Annotated in this window: 10 protein-coding genes; 8 read left to right on the top strand and 2 right to left on the bottom strand. The window is 37.6% G+C overall.

Going from position 1 to position 13116, the window contains the following annotated elements:
* The first annotated feature begins 258 nt into the window (after positions 1–258).
* The 8 genes from NNJ85_RS01605 to NNJ85_RS01570 all read left to right on the top strand — a co-directional run bounded on the left by NNJ85_RS01605 (position 259) and on the right by NNJ85_RS01570 (position 8791).
* Complete coding sequence (locus tag NNJ85_RS01605) at positions 259–2031, top strand: SLC13 family permease (RefSeq protein ID WP_254473017.1); 1773 nt, start codon at positions 259–261, stop codon at positions 2029–2031.
* Between the two features lie 464 nt (positions 2032–2495).
* On the top strand, positions 2496–3167 hold the full coding sequence (locus NNJ85_RS01600; protein WP_254473016.1) for a tetratricopeptide repeat protein: 672 nt from the start codon (positions 2496–2498) through the stop codon (positions 3165–3167).
* A gap of 4 nt (positions 3168–3171) precedes the next feature.
* Positions 3172–4596, top strand: a complete 1425-nt coding sequence (gene der / locus NNJ85_RS01595) for a ribosome biogenesis GTPase Der (protein ID WP_254473014.1) — start codon at positions 3172–3174, stop codon at positions 4594–4596.
* Between the two features lie 1506 nt (positions 4597–6102).
* Positions 6103–6534, top strand: a complete 432-nt coding sequence (locus NNJ85_RS01590) for an AtpZ/AtpI family protein (protein ID WP_254473895.1) — start codon at positions 6103–6105, stop codon at positions 6532–6534.
* Between the two features lie 11 nt (positions 6535–6545).
* Complete coding sequence (locus tag NNJ85_RS01585) at positions 6546–7304, top strand: F0F1 ATP synthase subunit A (RefSeq protein ID WP_005773970.1); 759 nt, start codon at positions 6546–6548, stop codon at positions 7302–7304.
* Between the two features lie 54 nt (positions 7305–7358).
* Positions 7359–7589, top strand: coding sequence for a F0F1 ATP synthase subunit C (locus NNJ85_RS01580; RefSeq protein WP_005773968.1), 231 nt, complete (start codon positions 7359–7361; stop codon positions 7587–7589).
* A 129-nt stretch (positions 7590–7718) separates the two neighbouring features.
* Positions 7719–8285: a F0F1 ATP synthase subunit B gene (locus NNJ85_RS01575; protein ID WP_254473012.1), complete on the top strand. Its 567-nt coding sequence runs from the start codon at positions 7719–7721 to the stop codon at positions 8283–8285.
* A gap of 11 nt (positions 8286–8296) precedes the next feature.
* Positions 8297–8791: a F0F1 ATP synthase subunit B gene (locus NNJ85_RS01570; protein WP_254473010.1), complete on the top strand. Its 495-nt coding sequence runs from the start codon at positions 8297–8299 to the stop codon at positions 8789–8791.
* A gap of 1111 nt (positions 8792–9902) precedes the next feature.
* Here the strand turns inward: NNJ85_RS01570 and glyS are convergent.
* Together glyS and NNJ85_RS01560 are read right to left on the bottom strand one after the other, a co-directional pair.
* Complete coding sequence (gene glyS, locus NNJ85_RS01565) at positions 9903–12125, bottom strand: glycine--tRNA ligase subunit beta (protein WP_254473008.1); 2223 nt, start codon at positions 12123–12125, stop codon at positions 9903–9905.
* Positions 12125–13066 (bottom strand): glycine--tRNA ligase subunit alpha, encoded by a 942-nt coding sequence (locus NNJ85_RS01560; RefSeq protein ID WP_254473006.1) that lies wholly within the window; start codon positions 13064–13066, stop codon positions 12125–12127. Before NNJ85_RS01560 ends, glyS begins: the two co-directional genes overlap by 1 nt.
* Positions 13067–13116: the final 50 nt, after the last annotated feature.

Genomic DNA, 13116 nt, shown 5'->3' with positions numbered 1-13116 from the left:
CTATATTAGAGTTATTCTCATCTTTTTTGCAATATCACTTTATCAATTTTTTATTGATTTTCTTTGGATTGAGCACGTTATAGAAAAGCACGCATAATGAAGGAGAGATAAGTTTACGCGCATCATATTTTTTATCACTTTAAATTATCATAAAATATTCCTATGTCTGCTTTTATCTTACTGCTGTTTATAGGAATATTTAAAACATATAAAGTTATGTTTTTGTTCATTATAATTTAATGGGGAGAGGTGAGTATTATGACAGAAAATCAAATAATGGCCTTTTCGATCATTGGTCTCATGATGGTTGTATTTATTTGGGATCGATTTCGTTATGATCTTGTCGCTATTTGTACATTATTAATAGCGTGTGCTGTTGGTCTTGTCAGTCCAAAGGAAGCTTTTAGCGGTTTTAGTAATGATATTGTTATTATCGTGGGAAGTGTGTTTGTTGTCAGTACGGCTGTATCACGCTCTGGTATAATGGAATTTATTATTCAGCGGATATGGCCAGATGTGAAATCGGTGCGCCTTCAATTAGCTTTTTTGGTTTTTTCTGTTGTCGTTTTATCAATGTTTGTTAAAAATATTGGTGCTTTGGCTATTATGCTCCCGATCGCTTTTCAGTTTGCTCGTCGTTCTCAGGTTTCTCCTTCTGTCTTTTTGATGCCCATGGCCTTTGGTTCTTTGTTGGGGGGGCTTATGACACAGATAGGAACATCTCCCAATGTTGTTATTTCAGCGATGCAAGAACGTTTAGCAGGAACACCTTTTACGATGTTTGATTTTACACCAGTTGGTGCGGTTATTGCGACGGTTGGTGTCTTATATTTGGTCTGTTTTTATTGGCTTTTGCCAGTGCGTGTGCGTTCTGGTGGATCATTTGATGATGCCATTGATATTCGTAATTATGTTGTAGAAGTGCATATTCCAATAAATTCACCCATTGTGGGGAAAAGTATTGTTGATTTGGTTAAGCCATCAAGTGGTGATGTTATGGTGATTCAAATCATCAGAAATAAAGTATCTATTTCGCCACTACCAGATTTTGTTTTGTCTGAAAACGATATCGTTTTGTTGGAAGGATCGCATACAGGAATAGATAGCGTGATGAATTCTGCTCGTTTAGAGTTTTCTAAGGAGCAAACTCTTTCTACAGGGGATAAGGACAGTGACATTGATATTATTGAAGCGGTCATCACGCATAATTCGCCTCTTGTTGGCATTAGTGCGAAAGAGTTTTCCCTCTTTGATCGCTATAATGTCAATTTGCTTGCGTTAAGTCGTCAACATGAAAGGGTGCGGGCAAGACTTGATGATATTGTTTTTCATCTTGGAGATGTGATTGTTTTACAAGGACAAGATGCGGTTATTCCAAATTTATTAAGGGAATTGAAATGTTTACCCTTAGCAAAACGAAATATTGTGTTTGGAAATTTACGACATGGTTTTATATCTTTAGCCATTTTATTTATAGCCATTATTTTTACAGCTTTTCATATTGTTCCAGTTGCTTTTTCTTTTTTTTCTGCTGCTGCTGCAATGGTTATTTTTCGCGTTTTGCCCGTACGTGATCTGTATCAGGCATTAGATGGTCCAATATTGGTCCTATTAGCGGCTCTTATTCCAGTGAGTGAAGCGTTAGAGAAAACGGGATGTACGGATCTCATTGGTCAATGGCTGAGCCAACTGGCAATATTTTTCCCACCATCTGGCGCTTTAGCACTGATGTTGGTGACAGCCATGTTGGTCACGCCATTTTTAAATAATGCTGCGACAGTTATGATGGTCGCTCCCATCGCATCAAGTTTTGCTCATTCTCTTCATTATAAACCTGAAGCTTTTTTGATGGCTGTTGCCATTGGTGCGGGGTGTGAATTTCTTACACCTATTGGACATCAAAGCAATATGCTCGTGATGGCGCCAGGAGGATATCGTTTTAGTGATTATCCACGTTTGGGGGCTCCCTTAGCGGTGTTGATCATTATTGTTGCTGTTCCCATGCTTATGTGGGTTTGGCCGTTACAATAGGATATTTTTTGAAAGCTTTAAGGATCGATACCAAAAGATTGTTCATCGTATGCAGATAAGTTGAAGGGATATATAAAAATTTTTATTTAAAGCTTAGGAAGTATATTTAATGCTATTCTACAACCAAAGATAGGGAAAGGGTTATTTAAAAAGACTTTTAAAAATTGTCTTTTGTATGCATTAATGAGGGACGAATGATTAACATTATCAACAAGCGCATGTATGACATTACGGTTATGATCTTTTTTATAAATTCAAATTATATAAAAATGGTTATGTGAAGCAAAAGGATATTTACATCATTTTTAATTGATACAGTTGCAAAGGTCCAATCGATTGGAATACATATTGCTTTGAAATGAATAAACGGAGCAACTTAAAGTTTTTTTCGTGAATGAGGACTACCATCTTTGTCCATTTATGCGTAAAAGTGTAGAAAGTGAATTTTTTGCAAGGTATGTGATATGTCGTATGATAGTTTTATTGCTGAAGTTAATGCAGAATTTCGTCAGGAAAAGGCGCTTGCTTTTTGGAGACGGTATGGTTTTTCAATTATTGGGGCTGCTCTTCTTTTCATCCTCATGATAATTGCTTATCAAATTTATCATCATGCACAAATAAAGAAAGCCAGCCATATTGGTGATGCATTTGTAAAAAGCCTTAATTTTGCGGATACACGTCATTTTGATGAGGCGATAAAGCAATTGGAAAATGTTAAAGACTCTCATTTTGGGGGATATCCTTTTCTCGCTCGTTTGCGAGAGGCTTCTTTACGCATGGAGCAAGGTGATCTTATCAAGTCGGTAGAAATCTTTGATTCTGTTGCAGCGGATGAGAAAGCACCGCAGATTTTGCGGAAAGTTGCGAAAATTCGGGCAGCCTATATTTTGGTTGATACAGGGACCTTGGATGATGTCAAAAAGCGCGTTAAAGATATGGCAAGTGATATTGATCCTATGCGTATGTCTGCACGAGAGGTTTTAGGCTTAGCTGCTTATAAAGCAGGAAAGGTTGATGAGGCTGTTGATTATTTTCAGAAAATTTCTGCAGAAGGTGTTTTGAGATCAAATATAACAGATCGGGCTCGAATAATGCTTGAGCTTATGCAAGCTGAGGGCAAAGTAAATAAGGAATAAATCGATGAGCCTTACCATTGCTATCGTTGGTCGTCCCAATGTTGGGAAATCAACACTTTTTAATCGTTTGGTTGGGCAAAAATTGGCTTTGGTTGATGATAAGCCTGGTGTAACACGTGATCGGCGTATTCATGCGGCAAAACTTCAAGATCTACGTTTTGATGTAATTGACACGGCTGGGCTGGAAGAAGCGGGAGATCATACCCTTGAGGGGCGTATGCGTTCTCAGACAAAAGCTGCGATTGATGAAGCAGATCTTGTTTTATTTATGTTTGATGCAAAGAGCGGAATAACACCGAGTGATTTAAATTTTGCTTCACTGGTTCGCAAATCAGGAAAACCGATTGTTCTTGTTGCCAATAAGTTTGAGTCAAAAGCGGCAACAGGGGGAGAGTATGAGGCGTGGTCATTAGGTTTGGGAGAGCCGTGTCCAATATCGGCTGAACATGGTTTGGGACTTAGCGATCTTCGTGATGCCATTATAAAGGCTGTAGGGTCAGAGCGCGCTTTTGGCAACAACAAAGAGGAAGATATGACGGTACAGCCTGCATCTGTTGGTGATGATGTAAACAATTTGGAAGAAGAGGGGTTTATGTACGATGAAAGCAAGCCCATTCGGATTGCCATTGCGGGTCGTCCCAATACTGGGAAATCCACCCTTATCAATAGTATGCTGAAGCAAGATCGATTATTAACAGGACCAGAAGCAGGATTGACACGGGATTCTATTTCTGTCGATTGGGAATGGCGTGGTCGTCATATTAAACTTTTTGATACTGCAGGTTTACGTCGGAAATCGAAAATTCAGGAAAAATTAGAAAAGCTATCGGTCGCTGATACTTTACGTGCCATTCGTTTTGCAGAAGTGGTGGTCATTGTTTTTGATGCAACGATATCTTTTGAGAAGCAGGATTTACAAATTGCTGATCTTGTGATTCGTGAAGGGCGTGTTCCAGTTATTGCTTTCAATAAGTGGGACCTTATTGAAAATAGTCAGGCTACATTGATTGATTTGCATGAAAAATGTGCGCGATTTCTTCCTCAAGTTCGCGATTTGAGAGCTGTTCCTTTATCAGCACAATATGGCCAAGGGATTGATAAGCTTATGGAAAATGTCATGATGATGCACCGTGTATGGAATCGTCGCATTTCCACGGCTAAATTGAATCAATGGCTTAAAACTGTCGTGGCACATCATCCACCCCCTGCGATTTCTGGGCGTCGACTTAAGGTTAAATATATCACACAGGTGAAAACACGTCCTCCCGGATTTATGATTTTTTGCTCACGTCCCCAAGTCATGCCCCAATCGTATTTGCGTTATCTTGTCAATGGATTACGTGAAACATTTGATATGTTTGGTGTCCCAGTGCGCTTATCATTACGCGCATCTGATAATCCTTTTGCGACACGTTCTAAAAAGAAATGATAGCTCTTTATTTTAAAGTGAATGAAATCTATAGAGCCTTAAAAATAAGCCTTTTCATGATTTATAGTGTTCTAAATATCGAAAGTGAAATGATAATTTTCACAGACAAATAGCTTCTTTTTCATAAAAGAAAAAAATCTTTATTTTAATGTATTCATAAATCAATAATCATTTATCATGCGTGCTATAGAACTTTCTCAGTTTAATTTTTCTTGATAAAGCTTCTTTATTTGTATGTTATGAGAAGAATTTAATAGGGAATATTGAAGAAAGAGCATACAATCCCTTTAAGAGTGTATTTTGATGTAAAAATAAAGATAATATGAGGGGAGGGAATATAATGATGGTACTCGTTTGAAGAGAAGCATTAAATTATATTTTCATAAAACTAAAGAGTATTCATAAGCACTTTTGCTTGCGATGATTTTTTTTAATAACAAGTAAAAATATCCGCTGAATCTAACAACATTCAATTTTAAAGTGTGAGATTCAAAAATTAGATTTAAATTATATAAAACGGTATAGCGATCGTATTCGAGTTTTGTTGTACTCTATTTGAAATTGTAATTCATTATATCGCAGGCTTAAAGAAAAATCTCTTTATGCTTCTAAGCCCATTTCACGATGGTGCCTGTAAATAGGTATTAACGTACAAGACCTAGCGAATGATTTCATATTATTTTCAACTTTCAATGGTATGTTAATTTTCATGAACGCATGAGGGTAAAGCCTACACAATTGATTCACAACCAGTGAAGAGGTGTATGTTACCAAGAAGAAGACATCAGTTATGTTTGTGCACTCTTATCAAAGTGTTACACGATATGTTTTGTGTATATGAATTCACATATGTTCAGAATATTTAAAGAATAGGAAGAAAAGATATGATTTTGATGGAAAATAAGACAGCATTCCATTTGTTTGCAAGCGAGAATGATGATGTGCAAGTGTGTTAATGTTTAGCGTTATAAATTTTATAATCTTTTGATTTATTATGATAAATCATCACTTTTTATATTGATTTAAGAACGTCGAAAATCATAAAATTCTTTCATATTTCAAACATATTCATATTGAATAAATTAAAATGGTGTCTTTACCATTATGAATAAGTAGGTTTGATGTGTAAGTAAAAACGATTAAAGAAAAAAAATGCTCTTTATGCTTTTTTCAAGACGCGAGCTGTTGCAACATTGGGGTTAACAAAGTGTATAATGGTGCTGTCTTGTCGCTTCAGCATAAAGAGGGTGGGCCTATGAGTTTTATATTATTCACAGAAGCTTTTATGTATTCTTAGGAGATATTGTGAAATTGGTTTGGGGATTTTAAGAAATATCTTTAAAAAAGCATGTGAATTGAAAAATATGTTATTTAGGCGATAAAATTTATACGATAATTGGTGATAGATTTCTTTTAGTGTCTTGACGAATAAATTCGGGAACAATATGATGCACACAGTTTTATGAGATGCATTTTTACTTTGCTTTTTGATGAAGGAGCCCAATGATGGCGATGGGCGAAAAACCCGTTATAAGTCGCAAGAAGGTTGAAGAGAAAAAGCAAAGAGAGTGTTTTCATTCAGAGGATTTGGAATGTCGTAGTAAGAACTTAAGTGTAGCTTTAGTGCGCAAGCAAGCATTAAGGAAGCGTGAGCATAAGGATAGGCGGGAAAAATCACAAGGAAGGATGGCGGATGCTATTAAGCTTTCCAGTGAGTTTCTGGCAAGTGTTATTGTTGGTATTGTTTTGGGGGTAGGGTTTGATAAGTTAGCAGGTTCATGGCCGTGGGGATTGGTATTTTTCCTCTTTCTTGGATTTGCTGCTGGTGTATTGAGTATTCTTCGGTCTGTGGGGTATGTTTCCTCCAGTCAATTAGGGCAAAAAGGCGTATTGCGCCAAGATGAACAAAATAAAGAGACCAATGAGAAGGTCCGATAAATGAGGTTGAAGTGACAGCGCACGCTCCAGATCCTATTCATCAGTTTGAGATTTCACGGCTGATTAAGATTTCCATAGGGAATATGGATTTATCCTTTACAAATGTATCGTTGTTTACAGTCGTTACAGTTGTTATAACCTCTGTTTTTCTCTTTATTTCATCATCAAGTCGTGGATTGGTTCCAACGCGGATGCAATCTCTTTCAGAAATGGCCTATGAGTTTGTCGCGTCGACTTTGCGGGAATCATCTGGTGTGCAGGGAATGCAGTTTTTCCCTTTAGTTTTTTCTCTGTTTACTTTTATTTTGGTTGCTAACTTTATTGGTCTTTTCCCCTATTTTTATACGGTGACCTCACAGATCATGATCACGTTTTCGTTGGCAATGGTGGTTATTTTGACGGTGATTGGTTATGGCTTTTATAAGCATGGGGTTAGTTTTTTGAAACTGTTCGTTCCCAGTGGGGTTCCTGTCGTCGTTTTGCCTCTCGTGACAATGATTGAGATTATATCTTTTCTCTCCCGCCCCATCAGTCTTTCACTTCGTCTTTTTGCGAATATGCTAGCTGGTCATATTACGCTCAAAGTGTTTTCAGGTTTTGTTGTTTCAATGATTGGGGTAGGAATCGTGGGCGTTGGTGGTTCGATTTTGCCCCTTATTATGACTGTAGCGATTACGGCCCTTGAGTTTTTGGTTGCATTTCTTCAAGCTTACGTCTTTACAGTTTTAACATGTATGTATCTTAATGATGCAATTCATCCAGGACATTAATAAAACTGGCGGTTTTCCGTCGAATAGTGCAATTTCGCTTTAAAGGAGAATAATATGGAAATGGTGCTTGCAGCAAAATATATTGGCGCTGGTCTTGCTTGCTTTGGTATGGCAGGAACAGCTTTAGGGCTTGGTAATATTTTTGGGAGCTATCTTTCTGGTGCGTTACGTAATCCATCAGCCGCAGATAGTCAGTTTGGACGTCTCGTCTTTGGTTTTGCTGTGACAGAAGCTTTGGGTATTTTTTCATTGCTCATTGCTTTATTACTTCTTTTTGGAGTTTAATCATCATCAAAAGGGTATATTTGTTCTCGCTAGGAGGAAAGATTTACCCTTTTAGGCTCTTAACCAGAGAATTATTCGTTAATTATCATTGGTTAGAGAGGGTTTAAGCTATTTAAAGGATGAAAGAAGATGTTTGTTTCCAGCGCTTGTGCACAGAATACTGAAACGTCGATAGAACATATCAAGAAAGTGGCAGAGCATGCAAGTCGTGTGTTTCCGCCTTTTGATTTTGTTCATTTTAGTTCGCATTTTTTCTGGTTGGCAATTTCTTTCGGACTTTTTTATCTGTTTATCTCTCGTGTGATTGCACCGCGTATTGGTGGTGTTATTGAAACACGTCGAGATCGAATTGCATCTGATTTAGATCAGGCAATGCGCATGAAGCAGGAAGCAGATACTGTTGTTGAAACTTATGAGTGTGAATTAGCAGAAGCGCGTTTGAAAGCTCATACTATAGCACAAGCTGCTGGTGAAGAATTAAAAGAAAAGGCAGAGCTTGAACGGAAAGAAATTGAAGAGCGTTTAGAGAAAAAGCTTGCAGATGCTGAAAAACAGATAGCAAAAATTCGCGATAAAGCGATGCAAAATGTTGGTTCTATCGCTGAAGAAGTCGCCCTTGAAATTGTGAAAAAATTGATTGATGTTGATATCAGCAAAGAGGCTGTTCGTTCAGTTGTTAAAACTGCGGATTATTGAGGAAGACAAAGATGAGTGATACCTTTTGGGCTTTTGTTGGATTAGTTCTTTTTTTAGCTCTTTTAGTCTATTTCGAGATTCCGCAGAAAGTTTTACATCATCTTGATGCACGCGCGAAGCGTATCAAAGATGAGCTGGATGAGGCTCTACGTCTTCGTGAAGAAGCACAGGAAATATTAGCTGAATATCAACGCAAGCATGCAGAAGCAGAAAAAGATGCACAAGAAATTATTGCAGCGGCAAAGCATGAAGTTGAATCCGTGATTGCTGAAGCTCGTACAAAAGCAGAAGAATATGTAAAAAACCGCAACAAATTGGCTGAGCAAAAAATCGCTCAAGCAGAAGCGGATGCAATCCGCATGGTTTCTTCATCAGCTATCGATTTGGCAATTTCTACAGCACGTACCCTTATTGCAAAGGAATTAGATTCTAACAGGTCAGACGAACTTGTTAAAGAGGCTCTTTCGAAAGAAGCATTGAGAAAGATGAAAACATATCTTAATTAATAGCATTTTAGAGATAAAAAACAGCTTCTTTAAGTGCATAATTTTTTCAATATCAAATAGCTTTAATCTACTATATCATGATGCTAGTCTTGAGTTGGCTGTGGATTGAGTTTAAAGGGCCGTATTCTCTAGCTTAGATTGATCTTTTGATTTTCTTCATAAAGATTATAATGAGAAGCGCCATTGTCTTTGTTTGTATGAAGCGATAAGCGAGCACTGTTATTATATTATCAGTTAAGATAGTGTGACGATTTTTGTATTGAGCAATTGCTTTTATGTTGAGCAGTTTTATGGAAAATAGCTTTCTCATTTCAAAACTGTTCTATTTTGAATTAAGCAAAATCGTTTTTTTGCACGCAACAAGGGAGAATGGTTTGTGTACAAAAATTGTGCAAGAAAAGTCATCTCTTATGAACTGTCTCAAGAGCTAAGGATTATCGGCAGCATTTGGGGCTGGTAAAAGTACGTAAGGGAGCTCGCTGGCTCCTTTTACAAGTGCAAAGATAGGGGGCTAAATGGCTTTATCATTATACACACTTATGGTCTCCGTCGTAAAAAGGGCTTGGGAGACTTAAAAAATATTTTTTTAAAGAAGGTCAATGGATAAGCAATCCAATGACGTTTTGTCTTACAGAATAGCCATACGGTACACATTTATATGCTTATTTTGGAGAGAAATTCTCAACATATTTTCCTCCTTCATTTTATGACAGCATTTATGAAGAGGAACACTCCCCATAAAGTGTATAAAATCTACTGAGTATGATATCTTCTTGTTTAATAAAAGTGCAAACAGATAGCACCTATTTTACTTGGAACTATTCGTGAGGAGAACTTTTTTTCAATAAGTTATCGACACATTCACCCAGCTTGTAGGGTGCGGAGGAGTTTTTTTAATTGATTCAATAAGAGATGGGATTTATGATAAGAAAAATTTACACTATACAGTGTTTATGATTAAATATAAAGTATTATTGACGATAAAAAATTCTACTGCTTTTTAAAGTTAGAAGCAAATCCCACGAGAGAATTCTTTATAATATTCTGGAATATTCATTAATAAAAAAAATTTATCTTTATTATTTTTATCAGTTCATAGGACATTTTAGTTTTAAAGGACAAGTTTTGAGAAGTCTGCAACCGCTTGTGTAAGTGTGTGAGTACGTTTGAGAAGAGCCCGGCGGTTCGTACGAACGTCAGGGCTTTTATCGTTTACCAATACTTTTTCAAAAAATAGATCTATCAATTTTCCAAGCGGCGCTAAAATACCGAGTGCAAACGATAAATTTGTTGCATAGATGGGCGCAAGAACCTTTCTTTCTACTTCACAGATTGCATCATAGAGCTTCTTTTCTTCTTTTTCAACAAAGAGCTCAGGATTAATTTCATGCGCTATTGTTGTGTTTTTTTGAAATTCATTTTCAAGAATGTTGGCAGTACGTTTTACAGAGGCTACAAAACTCATTCCATCATGGGTATTAATAAAAGCGATAAGAGACTCGACATGACGTGCAACCAATAAAAAATCATCAGAATCTTTGTTTAAAACCGCTTCAAGGGCATCATAGCGAGCCCCTTCCTCTTTTAGATGGATTTTTAAACGGTCATGAAAAAAGAATAACAGATCAGATAAAATATACTCTGTTTTTTCTGGAAGAAAATTCTGCAATTGTGGATTTTCTTGTTGAGAGATTTCATATTTATTTTTTTGTTGTATGAAAAGATTCGTTGCCAACTGAAACAGTGGCATAAGATTAATTTTCCAGTCTCGTGAAAGGACAAGCCTAATAATTCCCAAGGCTGCTCGTCTTAATGCATAGGGATCTTTCGAGCCCGTTGGTTTTTCATTAATGAGCCAAAAGCCAACCAGCATGTCAATTTTGTCGGCGAGCATAATGGTTATAGCAAGTGGTTCTTGCGGAAGACGATCTGTTGCTCCTTGAGGTTTATAATGCTCTTCAATTGCGACAGCTACGCGAGGATCTTCCCCTTGCAGAAGGGCATATTTTTGCCCCATAACCCCTTGTAGTTCAGGAAATTCTCCGACAATTTCCGTTTGCAAATCAGCTTTTGCGAGGATTGCTGCACGCTTTGCTAAAAGAGGATCTGCTTGTATTAAAGGTGCAATTTCTTGGGCGAGTTTAGCGATGCGTTCTACTCTTGCACCTTGCGTCCCTAATTTGGCGTGAAAAGTTACATTCAAATGATCAAGTCGCGCCATTCTTTGATCAAGAGGTTTCTTTATATCAAGATCAAATTTTTTTACAGAAGATTCCAAGTGTTGAATATCGGGTAAATCACGCTGATCTGTTTGCCAAAAATAAAGGGCATCCGAAAGACGGGCATGAACAACTTTACTATTTCCTTTCGAAATTTCTTTGCCTTCATCATTGGCAAGAATATTAGAAACGAGAATAAAGTGATGAGAAAGTTTTACCTTTTTTCCTTGTTTACGGGTGACAAAACATTTTTGATTGGCTCGAATGGTCAAGCGAATAATTTCTGGAGGAATATCAAGGAATGATTTGTCAAAATCACCCATAAGAATAACAGGCCATTCAACAAGACCCGCAACTTCTTCTAGGAGGAGATTATCTTGAACCAGTTCTAAACCGTTTGCAAAGCAAAGATTTTGGGCATCTGCTAAAATAATATTTTTTCGTCTTTCAGTATCCAGAATGACTTTATGGGCTTCAAGTTGCATCACATAATCATCAAAGCGGCGCACTTGGAATGGCTTTCCGTTACTTAAGAAACGATGACCATAAGTGAGATTGTTACTTTCAAGAGAGCCAATTGTAAACGGAATAACATGCGTTTCACCAATTTCTGGTCCGAAGACGCAAAGAATATTTTGTAAAGGTCGAATCCACTTTAGAGCACCACTTTTTGCGGAATCTTTTCCCCAACGCATAGATTTTGGCCACGGAAAGTTGCGAATAATATCTGGTAAAACATCGGCAATAATTTCTTCTGCTGACCTGCCTTTTTTTACAATTTTAGCAATATAAAAATCCCCTTTTTTATCATCATGTCCAATCTGCGCTTCAGAAATATCGTTGAGCCCCGTTGCACGGAGAAAACCATCAATTGCATACTGTGGTGACTTTGTACTGGGACCTTTGCGTTCCTCATGGATATCTTTTGAGCGTATAGAAAGTCCACGTACGTCCAATGTTAGTCGACGGGGGGTCCAATATTCACGAGCAGCTTTATAGGTCAATCCAGCATTGACAAGTTGATCTGTAACAGCTTTTTTAAGATCAGCAGCAGCTTTTCGTTGCATACGTGCAGGGATTTCTTCACTGAACAGTTCAAGAAGAAGATCAGACATTAGGCTTCTCCAGTATATATTTGTCCAGCTTCTGTGAGTAAGAAGGCTTCCCCACAACGGCGTGCGAGATCACGGACGCGAAGAATATAATTTTGTCGTTCAGTTACAGAAATAACGCCACGTGCTTGTAAAAGATTAAAGATATGGCTCGCTTTAATACATTGATCATATGCAGGAAAAACACAGCGATGGAATGCATTTTCTTTATTAGGTTTTCCCGCATCAAGAAGTGCATTGCATTCGCGTTCAGCATCGATAAAATGCTGGTGGAGCAGTTTTGTATCAGCAAATTCGAAGTTATAATATGAATATTCCTGTTCTGCCTGTAGAAAGATATCTCTATAACTTATTTTATTTTCTTTCTCCAAACCATTAAAGTTAAGATCATAGACGTTATCAACCCCTTGGATATACATCGCTAGACGCTCAAGACCATATGTGAGCTCTCCTGAAACTGGGGCGCATTCAATGCCGCAAACTTGTTGAAAATAAGTAAATTGAGAGATTTCCATCCCATCGCACCAACATTCCCATCCGAGTCCCCAAGCGCCAAGGGTTGGGCTTTCCCAGTCATCTTCAACAAAACGAATATCATGTAGTTGTGTATCAAGCCCGATAGCTTGTAACGACTTTATATAAAGTTCTTGTAGATTGGGCGGAGAGGGTTTGAGAAGCACTTGGAATTGATAATAGTGTTGTAAACGATTTGGATTCTTACCATATCGGCCATCTGTTGGACGTCGAGAGGGTTGAACATAAGCGACTTTCCAAGGTCGCGGACCTAGAGAGCGTAGCGTTGTTGCTGGATGAAAAGTTCCAGCTCCAACTTCCATATCGTAAGGTTGCAAAATCGCGCACCCATAGTGGGCCCAATAATTTTGCAAAGTTAAGATTAGCCCCTGAAAAGAACGTTTAGGGTTAAGATGTTCAGGCAATTTCACACTTTATACTCTTTAAATATTGAACGACATAGAAAGAAACTAAAGAAATT

The organism is Bartonella sp. B1098, assembly GCF_944896145.1.
Taxonomy (GTDB): domain Bacteria; phylum Pseudomonadota; class Alphaproteobacteria; order Rhizobiales; family Rhizobiaceae; genus Bartonella.
The sequence above is the reverse complement of the archived record's forward strand: the minus strand, read 5'-3'. Positions and strand labels throughout refer to the sequence as shown.

Bases quoted from the DNA above. Each gene is read 5' to 3' on its own strand.
- NNJ85_RS01600 (WP_254473016.1), top strand. From the start codon at position 2,496: ATGTCGTATGATAGTTTTATTGCTGAAGTTAATGCAGAATTTCGTCAG.
- glyS (WP_254473008.1), bottom strand. From the start codon at position 12,125: ATGTCTGATCTTCTTCTTGAACTGTTCAGTGAAGAAATCCCTGCACGT.
- der (WP_254473014.1), top strand. From the start codon at position 3,172: ATGAGCCTTACCATTGCTATCGTTGGTCGTCCCAATGTTGGGAAATCA.
- NNJ85_RS01590 (WP_254473895.1), top strand. From the start codon at position 6,103: ATGGCGATGGGCGAAAAACCCGTTATAAGTCGCAAGAAGGTTGAAGAG.
- NNJ85_RS01575 (WP_254473012.1), top strand. From the start codon at position 7,719: ATGTTTGTTTCCAGCGCTTGTGCACAGAATACTGAAACGTCGATAGAA.
- NNJ85_RS01605 (WP_254473017.1), top strand. From the start codon at position 259: ATGACAGAAAATCAAATAATGGCCTTTTCGATCATTGGTCTCATGATG.
- NNJ85_RS01570 (WP_254473010.1), top strand. From the start codon at position 8,297: ATGAGTGATACCTTTTGGGCTTTTGTTGGATTAGTTCTTTTTTTAGCT.
- NNJ85_RS01580 (WP_005773968.1), top strand. From the start codon at position 7,359: ATGGAAATGGTGCTTGCAGCAAAATATATTGGCGCTGGTCTTGCTTGC.